The organism is Frondihabitans sp. VKM Ac-2883, from assembly GCF_015350875.1.
Taxonomy (GTDB): domain Bacteria; phylum Actinomycetota; class Actinomycetes; order Actinomycetales; family Microbacteriaceae; genus Frondihabitans.
In genome coordinates, this window is record NZ_JADKSF010000001.1 from 149034 (window position 1) to 171950 (window position 22917).

General features: G+C 65.9%; 34 protein-coding genes. 9 read left to right on the forward strand and 25 right to left on the reverse strand.

The window, feature by feature from the left end; translation table 11 throughout:
• Positions 1-25 precede the first annotated feature (25 nt).
• Positions 26-652 carry a hypothetical protein gene (locus tag ITJ49_RS00810; RefSeq protein ID WP_194600338.1) on the forward strand — a complete coding sequence of 209 codons (627 nt, stop codon included), beginning with the start codon at positions 26-28 and terminating at the stop codon, positions 650-652.
• Here the strand turns inward: ITJ49_RS00810 and ITJ49_RS00815 are convergent.
• The 17 genes from ITJ49_RS00815 to ITJ49_RS00890 all read right to left on the reverse strand — a co-directional run bounded on the left by ITJ49_RS00815 (position 641) and on the right by ITJ49_RS00890 (position 8270).
• Positions 641-1381: a hypothetical protein gene (locus tag ITJ49_RS00815; RefSeq protein WP_194600339.1), complete on the reverse strand. Its 741-nt coding sequence runs from the start codon at positions 1379-1381 to the stop codon at positions 641-643. The two genes, ITJ49_RS00810 and ITJ49_RS00815, sit on opposite strands and share 12 nt — an antisense overlap.
• A gap of 18 nt (positions 1382-1399) precedes the next feature.
• On the reverse strand, positions 1400-1774 hold the full coding sequence (locus tag ITJ49_RS00820; protein WP_194600340.1) for a hypothetical protein: 375 nt from the start codon (positions 1772-1774) through the stop codon (positions 1400-1402).
• On the reverse strand, positions 1771-2058 hold the full coding sequence (locus tag ITJ49_RS00825) for a hypothetical protein (protein WP_194600341.1): 288 nt from the start codon (positions 2056-2058) through the stop codon (positions 1771-1773). Before ITJ49_RS00825 ends, ITJ49_RS00820 begins: the two co-directional genes overlap by 4 nt.
• A complete protein-coding gene (locus tag ITJ49_RS00830; RefSeq protein WP_194600342.1) occupies positions 2055-3269 on the reverse strand; it encodes a DNA cytosine methyltransferase in 1215 nt (404 codons plus the stop codon). Before ITJ49_RS00830 ends, ITJ49_RS00825 begins: the two co-directional genes overlap by 4 nt.
• Complete coding sequence (locus ITJ49_RS00835; RefSeq protein WP_194600343.1) at positions 3266-3631, reverse strand: hypothetical protein; 366 nt, start codon at positions 3629-3631, stop codon at positions 3266-3268. Before ITJ49_RS00835 ends, ITJ49_RS00830 begins: the two co-directional genes overlap by 4 nt.
• Positions 3628-4179, reverse strand: a complete 552-nt coding sequence (locus tag ITJ49_RS00840; RefSeq protein WP_194600344.1) for a hypothetical protein — start codon at positions 4177-4179, stop codon at positions 3628-3630. The genes ITJ49_RS00835 and ITJ49_RS00840 overlap by 4 nt, the downstream gene beginning before the upstream one ends.
• Before the next feature lie 2 nt (positions 4180-4181).
• Positions 4182-5048: a PD-(D/E)XK nuclease-like domain-containing protein gene (locus tag ITJ49_RS00845; protein ID WP_194600345.1), complete on the reverse strand. Its 867-nt coding sequence runs from the start codon at positions 5046-5048 to the stop codon at positions 4182-4184.
• Positions 5045-5170 (reverse strand): hypothetical protein, encoded by a 126-nt coding sequence (locus ITJ49_RS17760; RefSeq protein WP_255521617.1) that lies wholly within the window; start codon positions 5168-5170, stop codon positions 5045-5047. Before ITJ49_RS17760 ends, ITJ49_RS00845 begins: the two co-directional genes overlap by 4 nt.
• Positions 5167-6408 carry an ATP-binding protein gene (locus ITJ49_RS00850; protein ID WP_194600346.1) on the reverse strand — a complete coding sequence of 414 codons (1242 nt, stop codon included), beginning with the start codon at positions 6406-6408 and terminating at the stop codon, positions 5167-5169. Before ITJ49_RS00850 ends, ITJ49_RS17760 begins: the two co-directional genes overlap by 4 nt.
• Positions 6405-6566 carry a hypothetical protein gene (locus tag ITJ49_RS00855; RefSeq protein WP_194600347.1) on the reverse strand — a complete coding sequence of 54 codons (162 nt, stop codon included), beginning with the start codon at positions 6564-6566 and terminating at the stop codon, positions 6405-6407. Before ITJ49_RS00855 ends, ITJ49_RS00850 begins: the two co-directional genes overlap by 4 nt.
• Positions 6563-6733 carry a hypothetical protein gene (locus ITJ49_RS00860; RefSeq protein ID WP_194600348.1) on the reverse strand — a complete coding sequence of 57 codons (171 nt, stop codon included), beginning with the start codon at positions 6731-6733 and terminating at the stop codon, positions 6563-6565. Before ITJ49_RS00860 ends, ITJ49_RS00855 begins: the two co-directional genes overlap by 4 nt.
• A complete protein-coding gene (locus ITJ49_RS00865; protein WP_194600350.1) occupies positions 6726-6863 on the reverse strand; it encodes a hypothetical protein in 138 nt (45 codons plus the stop codon). The genes ITJ49_RS00860 and ITJ49_RS00865 overlap by 8 nt, the downstream gene beginning before the upstream one ends.
• Positions 6863-7084: a hypothetical protein gene (locus tag ITJ49_RS00870; RefSeq protein WP_194600352.1), complete on the reverse strand. Its 222-nt coding sequence runs from the start codon at positions 7082-7084 to the stop codon at positions 6863-6865. Before ITJ49_RS00870 ends, ITJ49_RS00865 begins: the two co-directional genes overlap by 1 nt.
• Positions 7084-7260, reverse strand: a complete 177-nt coding sequence (locus ITJ49_RS00875) for a hypothetical protein (protein ID WP_194600354.1) — start codon at positions 7258-7260, stop codon at positions 7084-7086. Before ITJ49_RS00875 ends, ITJ49_RS00870 begins: the two co-directional genes overlap by 1 nt.
• A gap of 24 nt (positions 7261-7284) precedes the next feature.
• Positions 7285-7461 carry a hypothetical protein gene (locus ITJ49_RS00880; RefSeq protein ID WP_194600356.1) on the reverse strand — a complete coding sequence of 59 codons (177 nt, stop codon included), beginning with the start codon at positions 7459-7461 and terminating at the stop codon, positions 7285-7287.
• Positions 7462-7872: 411 nt separating this feature from the next.
• On the reverse strand, positions 7873-8079 hold the full coding sequence (locus tag ITJ49_RS00885) for a helix-turn-helix domain-containing protein (RefSeq protein ID WP_194600359.1): 207 nt from the start codon (positions 8077-8079) through the stop codon (positions 7873-7875).
• Positions 8076-8270, reverse strand: coding sequence for a hypothetical protein (locus tag ITJ49_RS00890; protein WP_194600361.1), 195 nt, complete (start codon positions 8268-8270; stop codon positions 8076-8078). The genes ITJ49_RS00885 and ITJ49_RS00890 overlap by 4 nt, the downstream gene beginning before the upstream one ends.
• Positions 8271-8369: 99 nt before the next feature.
• Between ITJ49_RS00890 and ITJ49_RS00895 the strand changes: the two genes are divergently transcribed.
• Entirely contained in the window at positions 8370-8795 is a 426-nt protein-coding gene (locus ITJ49_RS00895) for a helix-turn-helix domain-containing protein (RefSeq protein ID WP_194600363.1), read from the forward strand.
• Between the two features lie 21 nt (positions 8796-8816).
• Entirely contained in the window at positions 8817-9179 is a 363-nt protein-coding gene (locus ITJ49_RS00900; RefSeq protein WP_194600365.1) for an ImmA/IrrE family metallo-endopeptidase, read from the forward strand.
• Here the strand turns inward: ITJ49_RS00900 and ITJ49_RS00905 are convergent.
• The 4 genes from ITJ49_RS00905 to ITJ49_RS17765 are packed head-to-tail and all read right to left on the reverse strand — an operon-like array spanning position 9127 to position 11391.
• Positions 9127-10401 (reverse strand): site-specific integrase, encoded by a 1275-nt coding sequence (locus ITJ49_RS00905; protein ID WP_194600367.1) that lies wholly within the window; start codon positions 10399-10401, stop codon positions 9127-9129. The two genes, ITJ49_RS00900 and ITJ49_RS00905, sit on opposite strands and share 53 nt — an antisense overlap.
• Complete coding sequence (locus ITJ49_RS00910) at positions 10401-10826, reverse strand: hypothetical protein (protein ID WP_194600368.1); 426 nt, start codon at positions 10824-10826, stop codon at positions 10401-10403. The genes ITJ49_RS00905 and ITJ49_RS00910 overlap by 1 nt, the downstream gene beginning before the upstream one ends.
• Entirely contained in the window at positions 10826-11266 is a 441-nt protein-coding gene (locus ITJ49_RS00915; RefSeq protein ID WP_194600370.1) for a hypothetical protein, read from the reverse strand. Before ITJ49_RS00915 ends, ITJ49_RS00910 begins: the two co-directional genes overlap by 1 nt.
• Positions 11263-11391 carry a hypothetical protein gene (locus tag ITJ49_RS17765; protein WP_255521619.1) on the reverse strand — a complete coding sequence of 43 codons (129 nt, stop codon included), beginning with the start codon at positions 11389-11391 and terminating at the stop codon, positions 11263-11265. Before ITJ49_RS17765 ends, ITJ49_RS00915 begins: the two co-directional genes overlap by 4 nt.
• Positions 11392-11951: 560 nt before the next feature.
• On the opposite strand from ITJ49_RS17765, the gene ITJ49_RS00920 reads away from it, so the two are divergent.
• Entirely contained in the window at positions 11952-12230 is a 279-nt protein-coding gene (locus tag ITJ49_RS00920) for a hypothetical protein (protein ID WP_194600372.1), read from the forward strand.
• A 103-nt stretch (positions 12231-12333) separates the two neighbouring features.
• A complete protein-coding gene (locus ITJ49_RS00925) occupies positions 12334-13899 on the forward strand; it encodes a methyltransferase (RefSeq protein ID WP_194600374.1) in 1566 nt (521 codons plus the stop codon).
• An 86-nt stretch (positions 13900-13985) separates the two neighbouring features.
• Here the strand turns inward: ITJ49_RS00925 and ITJ49_RS00930 are convergent, their stop codons facing one another.
• The gene (locus ITJ49_RS00930) at positions 13986-14876 is read right to left on the reverse strand and encodes an NAD(P)-dependent oxidoreductase (protein WP_123943111.1); all 891 of its coding nucleotides are present in this window, start codon (positions 14874-14876) and stop codon (positions 13986-13988) included.
• Between the two features lie 158 nt (positions 14877-15034).
• Between ITJ49_RS00930 and ITJ49_RS00935 the strand changes: the two genes are divergently transcribed.
• Complete coding sequence (locus ITJ49_RS00935; RefSeq protein WP_194600377.1) at positions 15035-15541, forward strand: hypothetical protein; 507 nt, start codon at positions 15035-15037, stop codon at positions 15539-15541.
• Between the two features lie 540 nt (positions 15542-16081).
• The gene (locus tag ITJ49_RS00940; protein WP_194600379.1) at positions 16082-18655 is read left to right on the forward strand and encodes an RNA helicase; all 2574 of its coding nucleotides are present in this window, start codon (positions 16082-16084) and stop codon (positions 18653-18655) included.
• A gap of 92 nt (positions 18656-18747) precedes the next feature.
• Here ITJ49_RS00940 and ITJ49_RS00945 read toward each other — a convergent pair whose 3' ends face one another.
• From ITJ49_RS00945 to ITJ49_RS00955, 3 genes are all read right to left on the reverse strand, one after another.
• Positions 18748-19275: a ribonuclease H gene (locus tag ITJ49_RS00945; RefSeq protein ID WP_194600380.1), complete on the reverse strand. Its 528-nt coding sequence runs from the start codon at positions 19273-19275 to the stop codon at positions 18748-18750.
• Positions 19276-19587: 312 nt separating this feature from the next.
• Positions 19588-20418: an aldo/keto reductase gene (locus tag ITJ49_RS00950; RefSeq protein ID WP_194600382.1), complete on the reverse strand. Its 831-nt coding sequence runs from the start codon at positions 20416-20418 to the stop codon at positions 19588-19590.
• A gap of 162 nt (positions 20419-20580) precedes the next feature.
• Positions 20581-21792 (reverse strand): MFS transporter, encoded by a 1212-nt coding sequence (locus tag ITJ49_RS00955; RefSeq protein WP_194600384.1) that lies wholly within the window; start codon positions 21790-21792, stop codon positions 20581-20583.
• A gap of 397 nt (positions 21793-22189) precedes the next feature.
• On the opposite strand from ITJ49_RS00955, the gene nrdH reads away from it, so the two are divergent.
• Together nrdH and nrdI are read left to right on the forward strand one after the other, a co-directional pair.
• The gene (gene nrdH / locus ITJ49_RS00960) at positions 22190-22423 is read left to right on the forward strand and encodes a glutaredoxin-like protein NrdH (protein ID WP_055963503.1); all 234 of its coding nucleotides are present in this window, start codon (positions 22190-22192) and stop codon (positions 22421-22423) included.
• A gap of 33 nt (positions 22424-22456) precedes the next feature.
• Positions 22457-22897: a class Ib ribonucleoside-diphosphate reductase assembly flavoprotein NrdI gene (gene nrdI / locus ITJ49_RS00965; RefSeq protein ID WP_228513922.1), complete on the forward strand. Its 441-nt coding sequence runs from the start codon at positions 22457-22459 to the stop codon at positions 22895-22897.
• The last annotated feature ends 20 nt before the right edge of the window (positions 22898-22917 follow it).

The window sequence follows — 22917 nt, forward strand, 5'->3', positions numbered from 1 at the left end:
CCCGGACCGTCGATAGGGTTCGGGCATGAAATGTGATGCGGGGGAGATCGCCTGCGCGATCGATCGACTGACCGAGACCATGGGCGGAACGCCCACACACGATGTCTTTGACTGGGTCACGCGGCTTGTCGTGCCCTTGTTCCTCGGGCTTGTGACGCTGGTTGTCGCCTGCATCTCCTTGAAAGTGGCCGTGGACTCCAACCGACTGACAGCTGCGGTTCGGCGCGACTCAGCCGAGTCGCGCGATCGTCAACATCGCCAGGAGGCGGCGGACGCGATGCTGGCGTTCATGGACACGCTGAATGCGGCCACAATGGCGGGAGCCGATGCGGATGCGGCCCCTCGATACGCCGACGATTACAGCGACCTGATGGCTCGAGCTGCGACGTTTCCAAAGAGGAAAGCCATCGACCTTGTTCAACACGTAGACCGGCTCTTCAGCCCTGGGGAACTTGCTGCGCAAGTCGCCGAAGGAATGAACAGGAGCGCCGCTATTGGCGTGAATAACGTTCGGGCACGGTTCGTGATCCGAAGCTGGGTCGCTTCGGGCGACTACGAACCCTTGAACGATTTGCGACTTCACGACGGAGAGTGGCGGGTCTACGCCGAGCGCCGAGATGGAGACGAGCAACTCTTCGACCTAGGCACCTGACGTCGCATCGTCGATGAGCTTCTGAAACTCGAACGGGTCGCGGGCAATGGCGCCGGTAACGAACGCTGTCGGGTGCTTCGGGACTTGCTTCGCTCGCTCGAGGACGGTCCCGATGATCTTGAACGCGTCGGTGTCTGAGCACTCCCGCCCGCAGTTTTTCAGGACCGCTGACTTCACCTTCATCAGGTCAACTTCGGGGCCCTCGCGACTACCAACGTAAGAGGACGTAGAAGAGTCTTGGTCCAGTGGCCGGGCCGGGTCGGGACGGGACGGGACGGGGTGTCCGGACACCCGCTGGTGTCCCTCCGTCCGTCCGGTGTCTGTCCCAGGGGTGTCCCGCTGGGACGCGCGGTAGGCGGCCTTCCGGATCCGCTCACGCTCGCGGCCCGCGTCGAGCTCGACCTTCGTCGGTTGATACTTGCCCCAGTTTCGGAACCTCCACCCGGGAACCCCAGGATCCGACGAGGACGCTTCGAGAAGCTGATGAGGATCGGTCGACGACGTCACGACGACCTCCCAAAGCCCGACCGAGACGAGGGTCTTGGCTAGGGCCTCCGTTCCGCAGACCTGCTCGAGCACGTAGTCGGGAACGAAGCCGTCCAGCTCTTCCTGAGCGCTCCAGGTACCGGCGAGCGTCCAGAGTCCGACCGCGGCCGCCCGATAGCGCCGCGGGATCCGGAGGACCGGCTTGCTGCTGTGGAATCCGTCGTCAACCTTGAACCACGACATCGGCAAGCCCTCCCGATCTCAGTCGCATTCGTCTTCCCAGCCGTCGATGACGCGCTGGTGTGCCCGGTGCCAGCTGCCAGCGCGGTCGAGCAGCACGAACCCGTGCGCGTAGTGGAACACGGGCACGCGCAGCGGGTCAGCCGTCGGCGGAATCGAGTAGCCGAGCTTCTGTGACAGCACCGGGTTCGCGCGCACCTTCTGGTTGCACTCGGTAGTCGGGTTGCCGCACAGGATGATCGTGTTCGCCACGGTCCCGAGCGCGGGCCCCGGTCTCCTTTCGTGGAGGACGTGGATGCGGGTGAGGATCGACGCACCGCAGCGGAAACACGCGAAGTTGTCGCGCTCCATGACGGCGTCAGTGGTGCTCTTGTTCTTGCCGATCGTGGTGCTCACGAGGCCTCTCTTTCGATGCTTTGTGCTTCCCAGTCGGCCAGGGTGAGCCGTGGGTGTTTCTCCCAGTGGGCGATCAGTTCCTCGGACGCGTAGGCGTAGGCGCGGGCGCGGTTGCCCATGAAGAGCGAGTACGGGTCGATGCCGGCGCGCTTCCCTCGGGCGTTCAGGAGGTAGCCGTTCGTGGCTTCCTCGGCGCGCTGGTAGGCGTTCTCCCGGATCTGCTCGTACTCGGCTCGCATGGTGTGCCACTGCCCGGCCGCGAGGGCGAACAGTGCCGACGTCATGCCGCTGCCTGCTCAACCTCAGTTCCGAGGACACCAGAGAGGGCGGCGCTCAGGACGACCTTGGCGAGAAGCGGTGGAACAGCGTTGCCGATGAGGAGAAATTTCTCGCCTTTGTTGCCAGCCCAGTCGAAGTCGTATGGGAACGACTGCAGAACGGCCGCCTCTTCCGGCAGAAGGCGATGGGTGGCACCCTCCCAGGACGGGAGCGTCGTGTACCGGGCGAGCTTCGCGATCGGCTCGGCTCCCCCTGTTTCAGTGCCGCCGCCGGTGATCGTCGGGGAAGGGCGGTCGGTTAGACCCCGACGCTCCCATTTCCAGCTGCGTGACCCGCTCGTGATGGTCTGCGCGGGCCGGAGAGCAGAGCGCTGGTGGTAGTCAGCACTCCCCTCTGACTTCTGGTTTCCCACGAGGACAAATCCGCCCGGCTCCATCCCTCCGGCTGAAGCTCGGATCGTGAAAGCAGGTTCGGCAGCGTCTCGGCCGGGCCGCTCCCCGTGACGCTCGACCATTCCCTTGCCCATGACTTTGTGCGCCTCGAATCCTGCGAAACCAAGAGCGTCAGCCATCGAAACCCACTTCTCGACCCCGAGGTCAAGCCGGTTTGGATCCTGCGAGTAGTAGCGCGAGTGCGTGGGTTCGGGCATAGCCGCGTCGATGCCATCGCGCCTTGCAACGAGGATGGCGCGGCGCCGCGTCTGCGGTACGCCGTACTGTTCGGCGTTGAGGATGCCAGTGACGACCGAGTACCCGAGCTCACGCATGACTGCTGCGTACGCTTCCCAGACGGGCAGCACTGGGGTCACCTGCTCGAGGACGACGTAGGTAGGGCGGTCGCGGTAGACGTGCGCGAGAGGCGTCAGCACGAGCGCTGTCCGTGGGTCGAGAGACACCGTCAGCTCGTGCAACGCAATCGGGTCTCGGTAAAGCCCGGCGCGAACGGCCGCGAGTACCGCGTCTAGGGCCTGCCGTCCCGCACCTTTCCCTGCTGGGCTGAAGGTCTGGCAGGGTGGAGAGGCGATGAGAATGTCGTACCTACCGACGCCGAAAACGCCAAAGAGTCCATCCCAGACATCGTGGTAGATGGTCTCGAGACCGGCCCGCGCTCTGGTCTCGATCACGGTTCGGGCGTTGTCCACCCCACGATCGATGATTCCAAGCGCTCGGCAGGCGAGGGCCCATCCGACCCCGGCGAAGAGGTCAAGCGCGATCACGTCAGCGCCTCGACTAGCAGCTCCATGTGAGGCTGCCCGCCTTTTTCGTATCGAATGATCGGCATGATCTTCTCCATGAATTCGTGGGTGTCGTCGGTGACGAGCCCCGCATCCACGAGGCCGTCACACATTGCTTTGAGGGTTGACACCGGGTTCTCGTCGTCGCGGCGGCCGCGGGTGGCGACGAACCAGGTAAGGGTGACGCGGCACCGGCCGAGCTCGGGGATGCGAGCGTTGCGGGCGAGCAGGTAGGTGGCGGATCTCACCTCTTTCGTGAGGCGCGCTTCCTCCATCCGGTGCAGCCGGTAGTTCAGGCTCAGGGGTGGCTTCGGGTAGTCGAACCGAAGCGTCCAAGACCTCACGGTGTGGGTGGTGGCTGCAGGCGGTTGAACTCCGCTCGGATGGCGGCGATCGCTCCAGCTGGTGCCTGGGCGGCTTCGGCGGCACGCCCAAGCGCGCCGACAGCTTCGATGTTGCCGCTCGTCTGCTGCAGCTCGGCGGCCCAGTCTCGCGAAGGCGGCGCGGCCGGGAGGGGATGCACGGTGAAGTCTTTGCGTCGGCCCCGCGTGGCAGTTAGGGCGACGACGAGCGGCTTCTCGAGGTGGCTCAGGTGCGAGATCTCGATGCCACCGACACGATCACGCCCGAACATGATCTCGGGGTTTCGGTAGAGCCTCAGCTGGTGGCCGGCGTAAAGCTTGCCCTCGGCGCCCCACGCTGAGACGAGGATCCGGCGCATCGATTTCGACGGGCGGTAGGCACGGCCTGGGAACTCGAGGAGGTGGACATTGACGGGCTGCTCGGTGTTGCCTTCCGTGACGTCGCTGATGGTCACGGTGACGGGCCCCGTGATCAGGTCGTCGGCGTTCAACTGGTCGGACTTAGGGACGATCGACTGTGTGAGGTCCATGGTCAGATCCTGATTTCCGAGGTCTCTTGCTCGTACTCGTCTTCGTGCTGGTAGACGAGCCAAGCGGGCGGGCTGAGCAGCTGGACTTCGTCGGGGTATCCGGGCCAAACGCCAGTGGCGGTGCACTCGGCGTGCAGGTCGAGGGCCCTCTGCACCTTCGCCGCGCCCATCTGCTGCCAAATGACGTCGATCTGGTGGACGCCGACGAGGTAGGGGGCTTCCGTCTCGACGACGAGGAAGTTGAACGGGAGGCGGTCATGGCCGGCCGCGACGAGAACTCGCTCGTAGAACTCCTGCTGGACGTCGTACCCGTACGACGCGATCGACTTCGCGAAGCCGAGCGCTGACGCCTCCTTGGCAGTGGTCTTCAGGTCCACGGCCACGGGAGCTTCAGAGCTATCCGGTAGGAAGTCGAACCGTGCGCGCATGGGCACTCCCGTGTCCGGGTCGGTAGCGAAGATCGACGCTTCGGCGTGCCCGACTTGCTCGAGCAGCTTCCGGGCTGTCGGATGCGCGAGGACTGCTTCGGCCATGCCGTCGACTCGCGCGGCTTGGGCGGGTGCAATCGGCACCAGTCCTGCGAGCCGCTGGTCTTCGGCCCAAACGACCGTTGCAGCTTTGGTGGACACGGCGCCAGACGGTGTCAGGTGCTCGTTCGGGTAGGTGATGGTGCCCGATCCGACGCCGAGAATTCGAGCGTGGGCGGCGTGCCCGACGTCGAACGATTGCTTTCCCGGCTGCTGGTGGGAACGCCACCAGTCGAAGCGCGCGGGCGACTCGAGCAATCTCCGCGCACCTGTTGAACTGAGTGCTGGATCCGCGTGGTACTTGTTTTCGTCGAGCTCGTAGTCAATTCGTGCGGTGTTCACTTTCTTCTCCTGACGTCGATCTCCGCACGAGACAGCGCGTCTTCGTGCGAGAGATCCGGGTAGAGGTCTTGCAGCTCCTGAGAGCGCTCGAAGACGAGTTGTTCGAACGCCGCGTCGGTCATGCCACGGCTCCGTCCGTGATGATCACGCCGGTCTCGGCGTTCTCGTCGACGACCTCCATGACGACGCGGAGACCCTTGTCTTCGGCCCAGGTGGCGAGCTTCTGGCGCGACGTCGAGTCGAGCAGTGACGCATCTCGGATGAGGATGAGCCGCAGCTCCGGGTTGCCCGCCGCTGCGACCTCGGCCGCGGCGATTACCGACTCGGCGCCGGATGCCTGCGAGTACGGCACGCCGTTGAGTAGCAGGCCGTCGGGGCCGAAGCCGAAGCCGCCGGGAATCGTCGCGGCGGCGAGGCCAGCATCTCGCTTGTCCTTGATTGCGGAGAGCTCGGCGGTCAGCGACGCGGCCCTCTCCATGGCGGCGGCGTAGGTGCGGGCCAGTTCGTTGCGTCGAGCGTTGGCCCGGACTGCTGCGTTCGTCGTGTCGACGCCGGCGATGCTCTTCTCGAGCGCGTCAGTGTCGGACCGTGCTGGAGGGCCCGCCTTCTCGATCATGGCGAGATCGGAGTCTGCTTTCTCCTTTCGGGCCTTGGCCTGTTCGAGCGCCGAGGCGGCCTCGCGGGCTTCTTCCGACGCGGCGTGGTAGTTGCGCACGATCGCGTCGGCTTGCTGGTTCGCCTCCTGAGCGGCCCGCAGTTGTGCGAACAGTTCGGCGGCGCTGACCTCTTCGGCGGGTGCGCTGGCGTCGATCGGTCCTGCAGCGTCGACCTGCGCGGACAGCTGCTTCGCCTCGCGATTCACATGAGTGCGGGTCTCGAAGATGTCGGTGGCCTGCGCGTCCACCTCGGCGAGATCGAAGGGGAGCTCGACGAGATCCAGGAGCGTGGCGACCTGCTTCTTTGCGTCCGCGGCCGCGAACGCCTGCGGGTCGAGCGCGTACGAAGTGAGAAGCGTGTCGAGAAGCGCCTGCGGCGACTTGCGGACGAAGCCCTCCGCGTTCGTCACGGTGAGGGTGGAGTCGATCGTGTCGTCGTCCTTGCGCCGGAACTTGCGGGTGATCACGAGCCCGTCGTCGGTCGTCGCGATCACGACCGCGGCGTCCTGCCCTTTGCTGATCGGGTTCGGAATTTTCGGAGCGTTCTTGCCAGCGATCGCGACGGCCAGCGCGTCGATGACGCTGGTCTTGCCGGCACCGTTCGCGCCGCTGATCGTCGTGACCCCGCCGCTGGCGTCGAAGTCGATGTCGACGGCCGTGATTCTCTTGAAGTGCTCGGCGTGCAGGCTGGTGATGTAGCTCATGGTCTCTCCGGTTCTGGTTGTGATCGGGATGCGTCGATGACGCGTTTGTCGTGGGCCCACTGGCGCAGGGCGCCGTCGGGGTTCTTGCAGCGCTCGTCGGGCTTGGCCTCGCACAAAGCGCAGGCGATGCGGTAGGGCGGGGTCTTGGGTGCGCTCATTCGTCTGCGGCTCGGTGATAGGCAGAGCGAGCAGCGGCCTCGTCTTTCTCGGTCCACCGGCGCTTCTCGCGGCGGTCGTCGATCGTGACCTTGACCATCGCGTAGACCGCGGCGGCGCCAATCAGACCGAAGATCAGCTGCATGGTGTGGCCGACTACCTCAGCCACGACGTCTCCTTGCGGCGCGCCTGGCCCGGATCCGTCGTGGTCCGCCGGCGAGCACCCACACCGCGAAGATCTGCACGATCGCCATCAGGATCAGGAGGTCGTGGATGGGGATGGTGCTCTCGGGTCCCATCAGCGTTTCGCCTTCTTAATCTCGGCGCCGATGGCGGTGAGTGCGCCGACGATGTCCCGGCCGACCTTGACCGCGTCTGCGGCGCTGTTCGCGATCGCGACGGCTGAGTTGGCGACGGAGGCGAGAAGAAGGACGCCCTGCTGGATGGGAGCGAGCGTGTCGTCGTCCGTGTTGGCGATCAGCGCCTTGGCGTGCTCGATGTGCTCAGCTGAGTTGGTCATCAGTTCCTCGTGTAGGTGGGGATCATGCGGGCGGCTGCCTTGGCGATGCGCTCGACTAGAGGGGCAGGCGGTTGGTAGTCGCTCACCCGACGCTCGGCGACCGGGGTGCCCGTCTTGACGGGGTGGACGAACTGGACGCCGGCGCGTTTGCGGGCCTTGCGGGCGGTGTTGGACATGAGATGCCTTTCGGTCGAAGTCGGTCAGTCGCGCAGGCCGTCGAAGCGGTCCAGGCGTGAGTAGGTGGGGTCGGGGTCCGCGGCTACGAACGCTCGAGCGATGCGCTGCCGGATGGGCGTCGGGTTCATTCGCATCTCCGCAACCAGGGCCAGCGCCGGGCCGAACAGGAGGGCAAAGAGGACGACTGCGTTCGTGAGCATGAGGTGCCTTTCAGTCGTGGCCGGAGTGGGCCGTCTGTGATCCGTGATGGCTCGAATGGGCCCGGTCAACTTCGGGTGAAGACCGGACTTGTGCCCCCGCCACCCCGTCAGGTGGACTTGCACGGCTACTGCCACGGGGGCCGTCTCGTCAGCGATGGGGCACGGTTTCTACCCACTTGCACGCTCCGTAGAGACGAAGAATTGGTGTTGCTCAGGTGCGCGGGGTGTCCGTTCCGTAGGGGGCCGCTTGACCTGCTCGGCCCGCCATAACTCGGGGCCGGTTTCGCTGTTGTCTTGTACCGCGGCGACCGGTTGAGCACCCGTGGTTAGCCGGGCGTCGCCTGCGATTTGTTGCGCGCCAAACACCGCCTCGTGAAGGCGGGTTTGACGAGATGGTGGGTAGCTCGTGAGCTACGGTCTGGCGTTCTCCAGGTTGGAGAGGTAGCGGTCGATCTCCGAGGGCAGCACGTAGAGGCTGCCTTCATCGCTCAGAGCCTTGAGCTTCTTCGCGTTGATCAGTTTCCGGACGAAGCCTTCGCTGCGGCCAAGGCGCACAGCGGCTTGCTTCACGGAGTAGGCATCCTGCTCGGGGACCATGCGGGTTGCGGTGTTCGTCATGCTCGTCCTGCAATCAGGTCTGCGGGGTGGATACGAAAAAAGCCGCCGAGACCAAGCAGCTCCGAGATCGAGAATTCCTCGCGATGGGCAAGGCGGTTCTCGAGCTCGGGCAGCGTGATGTCGGCGGCTCGTGCAACGCTCTCCGAGTCAGCGCCGGAGTGCGTCATCGCAGCAGCGACCGTGTCGGTCACTGTTGCGGCGGCTGATCTTCTTTCCATACGGACAAGCTACATGTCCAAATGGATGCGCGCAAGCACATTGTTTACTTTTTAGTAGTTTCTGATGTCTGAATGGCTGATACGGTCATCCATATGGAGAGTAGGAAGTCGGCTGTCAACGCCGCTATTGGTGCTGAGATCCGGGCGACACGAAGCCGCAAAAACATCACACGCGACGCGCTTTCTGCTGCTTCTGGGATTCCCACGGTTCAGATCGAACGCATCGAGAACAACAAGCGCGATCTGAACGTGAGCCAGCTGTTCGCAGTAGCTCGCGCGCTTGAGCTTGACGCCGAGGACATCATTCGACGTGCCGTCGACGCATCCGGCGGTCTTGCGGCGTTGACTGCCGAAGCCGATGGAATGTCGGAGGGTGCACCTAACAATGTGACGAAGCTCCCGCGACGGGTCGAAGACATGTCGGCGGACGAGCTCGAAGGCCAGCGGTACGCAGCGACGCGTGACGACGAGATGGATCAGCCCGAGCAGTTCGACTAGCCCGGGGCCTATAGGGGGAATGTGTACGACCCGTACCAGCACGCGGATGAGCTAGGGCTAACCGTCCTGCACCGGCCCATCAGAACAGCCCACGAGCTGTGGCTGCCCGATCACAACGCTGTCGTCGTGAGAACCGGGCTGCGGGCCGTGCACGACCGGTCGGCCCTCGCGCACGGGTTGGCCCACGCGGTCCTCGGGCACACCGACGATCGCCCTAAGCACGAAGTCCAGGCCGACCGGATGGCTGCTGCCAATCTGATCGACCTGGACGAATGTCGAGAGCTGATGAAGTGGACGCCGGACTGTCACCGTCTCGCGCGTGAGCTCGGCGTCACGACGCGATTGACCCGGGTGTTCCTGAACGTGAATCATCTAGCTGGGTGACGTGGCCGCTGAATCGGGTCATGGCTTCGCGCAGGCGTGTGACGTCGCGCGAGGCGTAGGCCCGGGTCATGGTCACCGTGGAGTGCCCGACGAGCTGCACGATGACGTCTTCGGGCACGCCGGCCGCGTAGAGAAGGTCGACCGCGGTGTGCCGAAGGTCGTGAAGGCGGACGTGCTTCTTGATGCCGATGGCGTCGAGTATCTTCACCCACGCTTTCGAGTCGTTGTCGGGGTCGACGGGCTGCCCGGCATGGGAGAACACGAGGCCGTATTTGCCTGGCGGGTTTCGGTCGAGGTGCAGCTCGATGATCGACTTGAGCGGCTCGACCAGGGGAATGATGCGCCACCCGGCTTTCGACTTGGGTCGGGTGAGGTAGATGGTGTCGTTCAGCATCCGGTACTCGTAGTCGTTCGGCACGTCGAAGTGCCTGTCGGGGCACATGTGGTTGCGTCCGATCCCGCATGGGTAACTGCGCTTCTTGCCGTCGATGACGGGCGCGCCGCAGCCGTGCTCCCAGGGGACGCGTTGCAGTTGCCACGACAGGTCGAGGACGTCAGTGACCCTGTCGGCCTCGAGGCCGAGGACTTCGCCGCGACGGGCGCCGGTGAGTAGGGCGAGCGCCCAGCGGGCCCCGTACTCGTCATCTTGGGCGACGTAGTTGATGACTTGCATGGCCTCAGCGCGGGTGAGGACGTCGAGCTGCGCCACGTTCTTCCTGGGCGCGGCCATCAGCTTGCAGGGGTTCCGGCTGATCCGTCCTTCGCGGAGCGCGGACTCGAACGACGACGACATGACCTGGTGGATCTTCAGGGCTGAGGAAGGCTTTGCGCCGGCGGCGATCATCCGATCGGTGACGCGTCGGACGGCGGTCGGGGTCACGCGGGCGAGGCGGACGCTTCCGATCTCGGGAACGATGTGCCGGTCGATCGCGGACTTGTAGCTACTCGCTGTCTTCGGCCGGACTTCCTTGAGGACGATCTGCGAGTACCAGTAGGCGCACCACTGCGCGACGGACATGTCCGCCGTGGGGAGGTCGCCACGTTCCTCGAGCTCGCGCTGCATAGCCCGAAGGGCCAGGATGACGTCGGCCTTGTTCTTCCGGCGGATGGTCTTCCGGCGCCGCTTCCCGTCGCGGGGCGGCAGCTCGACGATCCCGTTCCAGAGGCCGCGGGAGTCCTTGAAGACGGACCCTTCGCCCTTGCCTCGTGTCTTAGTCGCCATCAGGCGTCGATCGCCTTCTGCGTCGACCGGTAGACGGCATACATCGTCTGCCCTGTGCTGTCGACCATGTAGGGCATCATCACCTCATCGAGGGTGGCGAGCTGGGCGTCGATGAGCGCAGCCTGCGCCTCGAGCCAGTCCTTCGCGATGCGCCACGCGACACGGGCTGCCTGGGCCGGGTTGACCGACGATCGGGCGACCTTGGTGTCGGCCTTCATGGCGGCTAGGACGCCGTCGGTCCGCACGGGGAGCTGGAAGTCTCGGAGGCCGTAGTCGGTCTTCATTGTGAAGCCGAGGCCGGCCGCGACCCCGTTGTCGTCGAACAGGGTTGAGATGCGGGTAACGCCTCGTCGAGCGAGGGCTCCTTGGATCTCGCCCATGGTCTTGGCGACGTCGATCGATGTCGTGTAATTCAGAATCGGCATCAGTTTTCCTTCGTAGCTTCGTCGTCGAGAATGCTCTCGAGCTCGATGACCCACTCGGGCACGGGCAGAGGATCCGCCCAGCGCTCGGCTCTGTATCGATGCCTGGCCGCGAGTGCGCGGGCCCGGTCGCTGCGAACAGCCCGCCGCATGGCTTTATCGAGCATCTCGGAGCGTTCTCGCCAGGCCTCGTCCCGCTCAGCCGTCAGCCCCGCGATCTGCTCGGCCTGTTGCTCGATGAGGGTGTCTTTTCTGTGCAAAGCACCTTCGATGCGGGCCAGTAGATTCACCGGGACACGACGCCACATGCGGCCTTCCCGGGTGGGCTGCGATGCCATCTGCTCAAGAATGCTCGACACGGTCTGATGCATATTCATGGCGTCCTCGTCGAAGGCCGCGCGGGCGACCTGACCGATCATCTGCGCGGCGGTGATGTCGGTCATGCGCTGACCGCCCATTCATCCGCGCGCTGAAACCAGGCGGCGTAGGCGTCCGGCTCCGTGAACCGTGACGGTGCTGCCTCGATGGTGGACGAGTAGCGGACTCGGTTCTCGCCGGTGGTGGTCATGTGTGTCTCCTGCTGTCGCGACGGCGGGTGTCGTTGCCGTTGGCGAGGACTCCGTTGTCCTCGTGGGCTCTTCTTTCGGGGCGGTACATTGGTGCTGTTCCTTTCGCTGCTTGCTCAGTGGAGGGGATTGACGGTCGTTCCCATGCACGGGAACGGCCGTCTTCTGCGTGTAGCCACTTGTTGCCAATCGTGTCGCCATTGCTTTCGACGCACTATCTACTCTATGCGTCCATATGGACAACATAGCAACTCATGTGGGGCTGTGTCCACTCCATTTGGATAGTTACCACCGTGTTCGCAATGAGAAGGTCAGGAGTTCGAATCTCCTTAGCTCCACGACAAACAGCAGAAGGCGTGCCCTCCGGGGCGCGTCTTCTGCTTTTTGTCGTCTAGGCACAGCGATTCGAGGAGGAGAGAGGGCTTGCCCGAACGACGGGGTCTCCTTAGCTCCACCGATGCAAATGGCTCTCCCTTACGGGAGGGCCTTTTGCATGTGCTTGCCCGGTCGCTTCGCTCGCGGGAGGAACGGCGCGGGAGCCACCGACACCTAGGCTGAACGCGTGCCCGAATCGCAGACGCTTCGCATCGAACTCGCCCTCGCCAAGCCGCCGATCGGGTGGTGTGCGAAGCCGACCGTCGTGATCGACGGGCGCGGCCAGCCGGCGCAGTGGGGCATCGGCACCTGGCAGGTCGAGCCGGGCGACACGATCGGCGTGTTCCTCTTCAATCGGCTGTGGCGATTCGGGGCCGCTGAGCTCACTGTTGAGCAGGGCACCACGACGTTCCGCTACCGGGCGCCGCTGCTGCCGTTCCTACCGGGTCGACTGGCTCGCACCTAGTCGCGAATCGCAGGGTTAGTCGCGAAAAAGCGCGACTAAGCCTGCGATACGCGACTAGGAGAGCCCGCGCCGATCGACGAAGCGAGTGCGGCAGGATGGACCGGTGCGCTCCGACCTGATCTCCCGCCTCCGCTCCGACCTCTCCACCTCCCTCTTCACCGTGTCGCATCTGAGCGGTGCCGGGGCCTGGGGCGCGCAGGGAGGTGCTGCGCTGTTCCGGGGCGAGCGGATTGCGGCGCGACGGGCGCTGGCGTCGAGGATCCCGGAGACGCCTGCAGAACGCGCGTCCGACACCCTGGCGCTGTTGTTCGTGCTCGGCTACCCGCAGCCCGCCGATGCCGTGGCTGCCGCGTTGCCGACGCTCGGACTTGACGGCGCGATCGAACTGGAGCTCGTGGCACGCGACGACAGCGGCATGGTCAGCGCTCTGGTCGACCTGCGCCCCTATTCGTTCACGGATGCCTCCGGCGAAGCACACTGGTGGATCGCCTCCGACCTCGGTGAGCTCGCCCTGCAGGGGGCCCTTCGCGAAGACCATGTCTTGGGCATCGGCGGCGCTTCCGCAACTCTGAGCGGTCTCATGATCGCCCGACCGGTCGATCGGGCACTCGACCTCGGCACCGGCTGCGGCATTCAGGCGATGCATGCCGCCCGGCATGCGCGTCAGGTCGTGGCGACCGACATCTCGGAGCGTGCCATCGACTTCGCCCGCTTCAACGCCGAGCTCAACCTGATCGACGGCATCGAGTTCCGCCTCGGTAGCCTGTTCGAGCCGGTCGCCGGCGAGACGTTCGACCACATCGTGTCGAACCCGCCGTTCGTCATCACGCCGCGGGTCGACGGGGTTCCCGCCTACGAGTACCGCGACGGTGGCATGGTCGGCGATGCGCTCGTCGCGACGGTGGTCGAGCAGGCGGGGGAGTACCTCGCGCCGGGCGGCATCGCACAGCTGCTCGGCAACTGGGAGACGGGGGCTGCGACGAGTGACAAGCGGGGCCCGTTCAGTGTGGGGGACTGGGCCGAGCGCGGTCGTGTTGCGGTGGACGTCTGGGTAGTGGAGCGCGAGGCGCAGGATCCTGCGTCGTATGCCGAGACCTGGATCCGCGACGGCGGCACGAGACCCGGCAGCCCCGAATTCGAGCGGCTCTACGGGGCATGGCTTGATGACTTCGATGCGCGCGGGGTCGTCGAGGTCGGCTTCGGGTACGTCACGCTTAGAAGACCGAAGGATCCCACGGCGCGGCCCGAGACACGGATCGAGAGTCTCCGAGGCTCCCTCGGCCGCTCCGATGTGGGGCTCGGCGCCCACCTCGGTGCGACGCTCGACGCCCTGGACCGGCTGCGCACCCTCTCGGACGACGAGCTCGCGAAGACGACATTGCAGGTCGCCGGGGACGTCACGGAGGAGCGGCACTACTGGCCGGGCAACGACGATCCGACGGTGATCACGCTGCGGCAGGGCGGCGGCTTCGGGCGGAGCGTCGACGCGGGCACGGCCCTGACGGCGCTCGTCGGCGCCAGCGATGGCGAGCTTAGCGTCGGGGCGATCGTGGGCGCTCTCGCGCAGCTGCTCGAGGCGCCGGAGGCCGACCTGCGGGCCGAGCTGCTGCCGCAGGTGCGTGACCTCGTGGTGGGCGGGATCCTGAGTTTCTCACCCGCTGATCACTGACCCGTTCACACCGCCGGGTGATCGTCCACGATCTGCTGATGGCACAGCGCGGACATCAGCAGATCGGGGACAGTCACGCACTCGCGCTACTTGCCGGAGCGATCGCCCCAGCCGCGCCAGGAGTACTCGGGCACGAAGCCGAGCAGGTCGCGGGCCTTGTCGCTCGAGAGCAGCGGCATGGTGCCCTCGACGGCTGAACGACGCTCGACGTCGGGCAGGAACTGATCGGCCAGAACGGCCGTCGGCGTGTTCATGACCGTGTCGGACGCGGCGATGATGAACGCCTCGAATCCGACGAGATCCGACTCGAGCGCCAGACGCACAGCGAGAGCGCCGTCGCGGTGGTCGATGTACGACCACAGGTTGAACGAGCGCGACTCCGGGTCGTCGTCGAACGGGAACGCCTCGTAGTCGGCGTCGTCCATCACGTTCGAGAAGCGCAGGCCGATGAGCTTGAGCTGGCGATCCCAGCGGGTGAAGTGCCGCGCCATCTCTTCGTCGACGGCCTTGCCCAGCGAGTACGACGACTCGGGGCGCACGGGGTAGTTCTCGTCGACGGGGATGTAGGGCGGGTCGATGGCGAACGGGAGACCCAGGAGCGTCTCGCTCGAGGCCCAGACGACGTTGCGGATCTTGGCGGCGCGAGCAGCCGCGAACACGTTGTAGCTCGACGTGACGTTGTTCGTGAAGAGGGCCGCGTTCGGCACCAGCCCCGGCGCCGGGATGGCCCCGAGGTGCACGACGGCGTCGATGTGGTCGTAGCGGTCGTCGATGTGCGTGAGCGCCTCGAGCACCTGCCCGTAGTCGGAGAGGTCGACGCGGGTGAACGAGACGCCCGGCACGGGGTCGGGCGACGGCACGCGATCGAGCAGCACCACCTCGTAGCCGTGCTCGGCGAGATCGCGCACGACCGCACGGCCGAGCTTGCCGGAGCCGCCGGTGACAGCGACGCGGACGGGGGTGGGGGCTGACGACATCGTCGATCCTTCTGAGTGGGGGTGGGCGGCGAGAACCGCATCTTTTCGTTCTACAGCATCGCAGACGGGGGAGCCCAGGATCCGGCGGCCCGTTGTGGGGGGTCTGACACGCGGCGCTCGACTTGCGCCGCCGGGGCCTCCCGCGCTTCAATCAGCGCATGGGGGAACTCTGCACACACGCGATGGTCTTCGCCTCGGCCTTCGATCCGGCTCTGACGACCGGCGACGGCTCGGCCGACGATCCGTTCGTCGACGGCTCCGATCCGTTTGGCGGCAGCAGCGACCCGTTGATGCAGTCGGGGCCGGGACAGGCGTTCTCGGCGATCTTCACAATCATCGTGATCATCATCGTGATCGGGATCGGCCTTGCCATCTATCGCGCCGTCAAGCTCGCCCAGCAGGGCAAGAACCCGCTGACGCTCGACAACGACATCCGTGCGGCGGCCCTGGACACGCTGCAGGCGCAGAAGGCCGGGGTGGGTGCTGCCCCCGCAGACGACGCCTCCGGTGCGGCTGCCTCGGCGGATGCTCCGACACCACTGCCGACGCCACCGCCGACGTTGACGCTCGAGGAGCGCCTTCGCGAGGTCGACGGCCTCCGGGCGCGCGGCATCATCACCGAGTCGGAGCACGCGGCCGCTCGGGCGGCGATCCTCGCCAGCTGAGACGGGCCACTCGGCGCCTGGAGGGTTCGGGCACGCCCCGGATCCTTTGCTTGTCGGATCGTCCAGCCACCTTGTGCCCCGAAACGCTGAATTCTGTGCCCCGTGTAGGCATAAGTACCCACACCCGCCCGATCTATCACCCGATGATCACCCGTTGGTCAGATGCGTTGGCATATAGCTTAGGAAAGCTTTCGGCTGGTTACCGAGGCAGCACGTCCATCAACTGGTTCGATCGCGCGGCAGTCACCTGATCCGATTCCGCTCGTTCGCCCGCCAGGGACGTGTCGATGCGCCCCCAGTCCGAGCCTCGCGGCTCGTTGACGGGGGCGCATTCTGTGTTTATTGGCGGCTTCGCCGCGGCCGCGGCCGCGGCTTCGGCTCCGCGCGAGTGGGCGGGTGTTCTTAGGTGTTGGCGGGTGCTGCAGCACCCGCCGACCCTCAACAACACCCGCCCACTCACGGGGAACACCCGCCCACTCCACAAGCCCAGCCCACGCGATCCGGCGCCGTGCAGGGGAGTACGGCAGGATCGTAGACACCATGCCGACTGTCGAGTACCCCCTCAAAGCCCTCCTGTCCGAGTACTACGGGCCGAACGACACGCACGGCGACGGCAGCTACAACGCCGACACGGTCTACACCGACTTCGCCAGCTGGGCCGAGGAGTCGGGCAGAGCGCTCTACCCCGCTCAAGACGAGGCCATGATCGAGCTCGTGTCGGGTGCGAGCGTGATCCTCTCGACACCGACCGGCACCGGCAAGTCGCTGGTGGCTGCCGGTGCCCACTTCACGGCACTTGCGACAGGCAAGCGCAGCTACTACACGGCCCCGATCAAGGCCCTCGTCAGCGAGAAGTTTTTCCAGCTGGTCGAGCTGTTCGGCCCCGAGAACGTCGGCATGGTCACCGGTGACTCGTCGGTCAACTCCGACGCTCCGATCATCTGCTGCACCGCCGAGATCCTGGCGAACCTCGCCCTGCGGCACGGCCCTGCGGCCGAGGTGGGGCAGGTCGTCATGGACGAGTTCCACTTCTACGCCGACCCCTCGCGCGGCTGGGCCTGGCAGGTGCCGCTGCTCCTTCTGCCCGACGTGCAGTTCCTCCTGATGAGCGCGACGCTCGGCAACGTCGAGACGATCAGCGACGACATCGGGCGCCGCACCGGCAAGCCCGTCGCCCTCGTCACCGGCGTCGAGCGTCCCGTTCCGCTCCACTACTTCTATGCGACGACTCCCGTGCACGAGACGGTCGAGGAGCTCCTCAGCACCGGCGAGGCCCCGATCTACGTCGTGCACTTCTCGCAGGCGGCCGCGCTCGAGCGCGCGCAGGCTTTGTCGAGCATCAAGATCGCGACGCGAGAACAGCGCGACGAGATCGCCGAGCTGATCGCCGGATTCCGCTTCTCGACCGGCTTCGGCAAGACCCTCAATCGGCTGGTGCGCGCGGGCATCGGCGTTCACCACGCCGGCATGCTGCCGAAGTACCGCCGCCTCGTCGAGCAACTGGCTCAGCGCGGTCTGCTGCGCGTCATCTGTGGCACCGACACCCTCGGCGTCGGCATCAACGTGCCCATCCGCACGGTGCTGCTCACTGCGCTGACGAAGTTCGACGGCACGCGCATGCGGCAGCTGAGCGCCCGCGAGTTCCACCAGGTTGCCGGCCGGGCGGGGAGGGCGGGCTACGACACCGCAGGCACGGTCACCCTCCAGGCGCCCGAGCACGAGATCGAAAACCTCGCCCAGATCAAACGAGCTGGTGACGACCTCAAGAAGAAGCGCAAGATCGTGCGTAAGAAGGCTCCCGAGGGGTTCGTCTCGTGGGGCGAGCCCTCGTTCTTCAAACTCGTCGAGGCCGAACCCGAAGCGCTCACGTCGAGCATGCAAATCACCCACGCGATGCTTCTCAACGTGATCGCCCGCGGCGGCGACGTGTTCGGCAACGTCCGGTCGCTGGTGTTCGAGAACCACTCGACGAAGGCGCAGAAATACGCCCTCGCCCGGCAGGCGATCGCGATCTACCGGGCATTGCGGGAGTCCGGCGTGGTCGAGCAGGTGCCCGGGGTCGCGAGTGCCGCGGATCCTTCGCCCCGTCCGACCATTCAGCTCACCGTCGACCTGCAGCCGAACTTCGCGCTCAACCAGCCCCTCTCGCCCTTCGCGCTCGCGACGTTCGAGGTGCTCGACCCGGAGTCGCCGACCTACGCGCTCGACATGGTCTCGGTGGTCGAGTCGACCCTCGACGATCCGCGGCCGATCCTCTCGCAGCAGCAGTTCAAGGCGCGCGGCGAGGCGGTGGCCGAGATGAAACGGGAGGGGATCGAATACGAGGAGCGCATGGAGCGCCTCGAAGAGATCACCTGGCCGAAGCCGCTCGACGAGTTGCTGGGTGCGCTGTTCGAGACATACAAGGGGTCTCAGCCGTGGATCGGCGACTTCGAGCTGTCACCGAAGGCGGTCGTCCGCGACCTCTACGAGCGGGCGATGACGTTCGGCGACTACGTCAACTTCTACGGGCTCGCGCGCTCGGAGGGTCTCGTGCTGCGCTACCTCTCCGACGCCTACCGCGCCATGCGGCAGACGATTCCCGACGAGGCCAAGACCGATGAACTGCTCGACCTCATCGAGTGGCTGGGTGAGCTGGTACGGCAGGTCGACTCGTCTCTGCTCGACGAGTGGGAAGAGATGGTCAACCCGACCGAGGTCACGTCGCACGAGGCGATCGTGCCGCCGACCCTTCGCACTCTCACCGCGAACCATCGGGCCTTCACCGTGCTGGTCCGCAACGAGATGTTCCGCAGGGTGCAGCTCGCGGCGCTGGATGACGCGGAAGCTCTCGGCGCACTCGATGCCGCGGCCGGATTCGACGTCGACGCCTGGGGCTCCGCGCTCGACCGGTACTACGACGAGTACGACGCGATCGGCACCGGGCCGAGTGCCCGCAGTGCGGCGATGCTCATCGTCGAGGAGGGCGCCACCCAGTGGCTGGTGCGACAGATCTTCGAGGATCCCGCGGGCGACCACGACTGGGGCATCTCGGCGACCGTCGACCTCGCCGAATCGAACGAGCAGGGCGAGGCGGTCGTGCGGGTGACCGCTGTGGGGCCGGTCGGCGGGTAATTTGCGGGCGGCGCGCGTGTCCGCACGACGTATGGCGGACTAGGCGACCTACCGCGGCAGCGCGGGGAGTCCGCGAGACGTCGGGCGGCGTCTTAGAAGAGCGTGGCCGGGGGCTCAGGATCCGCGGAAGCCGCATCCGACACCGTCGTCACGGGCCGGCCCGGCCACCCGGGGCCGTGCGGCACCTCGCTCCGGCGCTGGAACGCCTCCGCCGCCGTGCGCGCCCGGATGTCGGCGGCCTCGTTCATCGGGTGACCGATGTGCCCCTTGACCCACTCGAACTTCACGCGGCGACCTTGGAGGGCCTCGTCGAGCTCCTTAATGATCTCGACGTTCATCACCGGTTTGCCGTCGGCCTTGCGCCAGCCCTTGCGCTTCCAGCCCGGCAGCCACTCGGTGCACGCCTTGATCGTGTACTGGCTGTCGCAGAGGATGTGCAGGTCGTCGTCTTCGTCGGCGGTGGCACGGAGCAGCTCGAGCACAGCCGTCAGCTCACCCACGTTGTTCGTGTTGCGCGGCCAGCCGCCCGCCGCCCATCGCGAGTCGTCGACGTACCAGGCCCAGCCGGCGGGCCCGGGGTTGCCGAGGGCGGAACCGTCTGCTGCGGCGGTGATCGTCATGGGTGCTCCTTGTGCTCTTCTTCTTCACCGAAAGCGTCTGAGATGCCGGAACTCGGGCAAGCCTCGATCGTCCGGCATCACTGCCGCTTTCGGTGTCCAGTGCGCGTGCCCTGCAACGGTACCGGGGCTGGTGCTGGGAGCTGCGCCGTCGGATCCTGCGCTCGGTGCCTGCGCTCGGCCGTTCGCTTGCAAATTTGAAGGAGAAACGCGCGGCCGGCAACGAAAACATCAGGATCCGGCGGGGTCGCGTGCCCAAATCTCCTTCGAATTTGCAACGGGGTCGGCGCGCTACCTGGCCGGGGCGTTGCGGAACTAGCCGACCTCGTCGGGGTGCGACCCCACACGCTCGCCGGCATCGAGCGCGGCGATCGACGCCATCTCGTCGGCCGAGAGCTCGAAGCCGAACACGTCGATGTTCTCGGCGATCCGCGACGGCGTGACCGACTTCGGGATCACGACGAGCCCCGACTGCAGGTGCCAGCGGATCACGAGCTGGGCGACCGACACTCCGTGGGCGCTCGCCAGCGTGGTGAGGACGGGTTCGTCGAGGATCCTGCCCCGCGCCAGCGGCGACCACGCCTCGGTGACGATGTGGCGGGTATCGCCGAAGTCGCGCAGTTCGCGCTGCTGCAGCCAGGGCTGCACCTCGATCTGGTTAATCACGGGCACGACGTCGGTCTCGCCGAGCAGGCGCTCGAGGTGGTGCACCTGGAAGTTCGAGACGCCGATCGATCGGACCCGCCCCTCCTCGCGGAGGCGCTCGAGAGCGCGGTACGTATCGACGTAGAGGTCTTGGCGGGGTGCCGGCCAGTGGATCAGGTAGAGGTCGAGGACGTCGAAGCCGAGCTTCGTCATGCTGCGGTCGAATGACGAGAGGGTCGAGTCGAAGCCCTGCTGGTCGTTCCACACCTTGGTCGTCACGTAGACGTCGTCGCGCGCGATGCCGGATGAGGCGAGTGCCCGACCGACGCCCGCCTCATTGGCGTAGTACTCCGCGGTGTCGATGTGGCGGTAGCCGGCTTGGAGGGCGGCCGCGACGCTGCGCTCCGCTTCGTCGTCGTCGACCTTGTAGACCCCGAGACCGAGCTGCGGGATGGTGTTGCCGTCGTTGAGCCGGATCCTGGGGACCGCGTCGAGAGTCATGACTCGATTATCGCCGGGCAGGGTTGCCGCACCGCCAGGGTTCGAGGGCTGGGCCGAATTCGAAGGAGAAACGCCTGTCTTGCCACGAAGAATCAAGGATCCGACGGGGTCGCCACCACAGATCTCCTTCAAATTTGAAGGCGGGCAGGCCGACCGATCGCGTCAGCTCGTCTGGATCGGCACCGGCTCCGTGTCGGCCAGCGGGCTCGCATCGGTGCCGCGCAGATCGGGCAGCCAGCGCTTGAAGACGACGGGCACGAGCACCCCGACCAGTGCGAACGCGGCGGCGACGTAGAGTCCGCCGACCGTTCCCTTCGAGTCGATGAGGGCGCCGGCGATGGCCGAGCCGATCGCAGCGCCGATCAGTTGCCCGGTGCCCGACCAGCCGTAGGCCTCGGCGGTATCGCTGAAGCGCACGCTCGACGAGATGATCGCGAACATCACGGCGAGAGCGGGCGCGATGCCGACGCCGGCGATGAGGAGGGTGACGCACAGCCAGACGAACGACGTCGGCATCACGATCGTCAGGATGATGCCGATGAACACGATCAGCATGCGGATCGGCAGCGACCACGGCCCGACGGCGAGGTGACCGAGGAGGAGACCGCCGACGAGTGACCCGATCGCGAAGATGGCGAGCACGAAGCCGGAGTTGGGGCTGCCGTCGCCGAACGCCGAGATGACTCCGGCTTCGACCGCGGCGCACGTGCCGATCAGGAGGAAGCCGGTCATCGTCGACAGGAGCACGGTCGGGCGCATCAGCACCTTGCCGAAGGCGCGCTTGCTCTGTGGGATGCGCACGCGGCCCACCTCGGGGGAGGCGATGAACCAGGCTCCGCCGCCGATCAGGAACGCAGCGGCCACCAGAATCGCCGCCACCGTGTTGACCTGGGTGCCGACGAACGTGGTGACGACCGGGCCCGCGACCCAGATGATCTCTTGCGCGGAGGCGTCGAGCGAGAAGAGGGGAGTGAGCTGCGTCGAGTTGACCATCTTGGGGTAGATGGTGCGGACGGCGGGCTGGATCGGCGGCACACTCAGCCCGGCGAAGAAGCCGACGACCATATAGAGGGGAAGAGTCAGCGGAGCGAGCGCGAACACCAGGAGGCTCGTGAGGCAGACCAGGAGCGTCAGCAGCAACACCGGTCGCATGCGCCAGATGCCCATCCAACGACTCGTGAGGGGGCCCGAGATGGCCTGGCCGACGCTCGTTGCTGCGAGAACCACGCCCGCCGCGCCATAGGAATCGGTCTGGTGCTCGACGTGCAGCAGGAACGCCAGCGACAGCATGCCGAACGGGAACCGGGCAGTCAGCTGTGCGGCGATGATCCGTGCGACTCCCGGCGTCTTCAGAAGATTCGAATAGGCGCCCACAAGGGGACAAGTCTACGGATCCGCGTCAACATTCCGCCACGCTCCTCCACGCCCCAAAACGGCCGAGGATCCGATGCTGGTCGCGTTCGACTACTGGCCTTGCGTCGTGGGTCGCGACACGCCGTGCCCCGAACTGGGGACGGCGCCCAAACGCAAATGGTTATCCACAGATCTGAGTGTCGGTGGTGGGGAGGAAGGTGTGGACAACGCCGATTTTCCGGGGATAAGCCAGGGCTTCTGTGGAGAACCCCTGTGGATAATCGCCCTCGGGTAATTACAGCGGTGTAACACATCATCTAGTTGTGCCTCCCGATGTCGGCCCCTAGATGTAGTATCGAAGCACACGAGCAAACACCACTCGGCACCACCCACCGCACTTCTTTTCTAGGGGAGAACCATGGCGATCACCGTCTACACCAAGCCGTCCTGCGTCCAGTGCACGGCTACCTACCGCGCCCTCGACAACAAGGGCATCGAGTACGAGATCTTCGATGTCTCCGTCGACGAGAAGGCTCTCGAGACCGTCAAGGCTCTTGGCTACCTCCAGGCGCCCGTCGTCGTCACCGACGAAGACCACTGGAGCGGATTCCGCCCTGACAAGATCGCCGGCCTCGCCGCCGCGATCGCCTAGAGCGCGTTTCTTTCCCCACCGATCGAGAGGAGTCTGGCCGTGCAACTAGCGACTACATCGACTCACCTCATCTACTTCTCGAGCGTCTCGGGCAACACCGCCCGATTCGTCGAGAAGCTCGGGCTCCCCGCTGAGCGCATTCCTCTCTTCCCCAGTGAAGAGCCGCTTCAGGCGCGCGACCCCTACGTCCTCGTCCTCCCCACCTATGGTGGCGGCGAAGGGCGAGGTGCCGTTCCCAAGCAGGTCATCCGGTTCCTCAACGACGAGGGCAACCGAAACCTGATCCGCGGAGTCATCGCGGCCGGGAACACCAACTTCGGAGAGGGGTACTGCCTCGCCGGCGACATCATCGCCGCCAAGTGCCAAGTGCCCCTGCTCTACCGTGTCGAGGTCTTCGGCACGCCAGACGACGTACAAGCAGTGCAAGAAGGATTGGATCGATTTTGGACACAGCAGTCGACGACCTCGAGGTAATCGCCGGGCCGAACAGCGGG

What these genes read in the sequence shown, in the direction of transcription:
- ITJ49_RS00810 (WP_194600338.1), top strand. Translation starts at nt 26, where the DNA reads ATGAAATGTGATGCGGGGGAGATCGCCTGCGCGATCGATCGACTGACC.
- ITJ49_RS00815 (WP_194600339.1), bottom strand. Translation starts at nt 1,381, where the DNA reads ATGTCGTGGTTCAAGGTTGACGACGGATTCCACAGCAGCAAGCCGGTC.
- ITJ49_RS00825 (WP_194600341.1), bottom strand. Translation starts at nt 2,058, where the DNA reads ATGACGTCGGCACTGTTCGCCCTCGCGGCCGGGCAGTGGCACACCATG.
- ITJ49_RS00840 (WP_194600344.1), bottom strand. Translation starts at nt 4,179, where the DNA reads ATGGACCTCACACAGTCGATCGTCCCTAAGTCCGACCAGTTGAACGCC.
- ITJ49_RS17760 (WP_255521617.1), bottom strand. Translation starts at nt 5,170, where the DNA reads ATGACCGACGCGGCGTTCGAACAACTCGTCTTCGAGCGCTCTCAGGAG.
- ITJ49_RS00850 (WP_194600346.1), bottom strand. Translation starts at nt 6,408, where the DNA reads ATGAGCTACATCACCAGCCTGCACGCCGAGCACTTCAAGAGAATCACG.
- ITJ49_RS00855 (WP_194600347.1), bottom strand. Translation starts at nt 6,566, where the DNA reads ATGAGCGCACCCAAGACCCCGCCCTACCGCATCGCCTGCGCTTTGTGC.
- ITJ49_RS00865 (WP_194600350.1), bottom strand. Translation starts at nt 6,863, where the DNA reads ATGGGACCCGAGAGCACCATCCCCATCCACGACCTCCTGATCCTGATG.
- ITJ49_RS00870 (WP_194600352.1), bottom strand. Translation starts at nt 7,084, where the DNA reads ATGACCAACTCAGCTGAGCACATCGAGCACGCCAAGGCGCTGATCGCC.
- ITJ49_RS00875 (WP_194600354.1), bottom strand. Translation starts at nt 7,260, where the DNA reads ATGTCCAACACCGCCCGCAAGGCCCGCAAACGCGCCGGCGTCCAGTTC.
- ITJ49_RS00880 (WP_194600356.1), bottom strand. Translation starts at nt 7,461, where the DNA reads ATGCTCACGAACGCAGTCGTCCTCTTTGCCCTCCTGTTCGGCCCGGCG.
- ITJ49_RS00885 (WP_194600359.1), bottom strand. Translation starts at nt 8,079, where the DNA reads ATGACGAACACCGCAACCCGCATGGTCCCCGAGCAGGATGCCTACTCC.
- ITJ49_RS00895 (WP_194600363.1), top strand. Translation starts at nt 8,370, where the DNA reads ATGGCTGATACGGTCATCCATATGGAGAGTAGGAAGTCGGCTGTCAAC.
- ITJ49_RS00905 (WP_194600367.1), bottom strand. Translation starts at nt 10,401, where the DNA reads ATGGCGACTAAGACACGAGGCAAGGGCGAAGGGTCCGTCTTCAAGGAC.
- ITJ49_RS00910 (WP_194600368.1), bottom strand. Translation starts at nt 10,826, where the DNA reads ATGCCGATTCTGAATTACACGACATCGATCGACGTCGCCAAGACCATG.
- ITJ49_RS00915 (WP_194600370.1), bottom strand. Translation starts at nt 11,266, where the DNA reads ATGACCGACATCACCGCCGCGCAGATGATCGGTCAGGTCGCCCGCGCG.
- ITJ49_RS17765 (WP_255521619.1), bottom strand. Translation starts at nt 11,391, where the DNA reads ATGACCACCACCGGCGAGAACCGAGTCCGCTACTCGTCCACCATCGAG.
- ITJ49_RS00930 (WP_123943111.1), bottom strand. Translation starts at nt 14,876, where the DNA reads ATGTCGTCAGCCCCCACCCCCGTCCGCGTCGCTGTCACCGGCGGCTCC.
- ITJ49_RS00935 (WP_194600377.1), top strand. Translation starts at nt 15,035, where the DNA reads ATGGGGGAACTCTGCACACACGCGATGGTCTTCGCCTCGGCCTTCGAT.
- ITJ49_RS00940 (WP_194600379.1), top strand. Translation starts at nt 16,082, where the DNA reads ATGCCGACTGTCGAGTACCCCCTCAAAGCCCTCCTGTCCGAGTACTAC.
- ITJ49_RS00945 (WP_194600380.1), bottom strand. Translation starts at nt 19,275, where the DNA reads ATGACGATCACCGCCGCAGCAGACGGTTCCGCCCTCGGCAACCCCGGG.
- ITJ49_RS00950 (WP_194600382.1), bottom strand. Translation starts at nt 20,418, where the DNA reads ATGACTCTCGACGCGGTCCCCAGGATCCGGCTCAACGACGGCAACACC.
- nrdH (WP_055963503.1), top strand. Translation starts at nt 22,190, where the DNA reads ATGGCGATCACCGTCTACACCAAGCCGTCCTGCGTCCAGTGCACGGCT.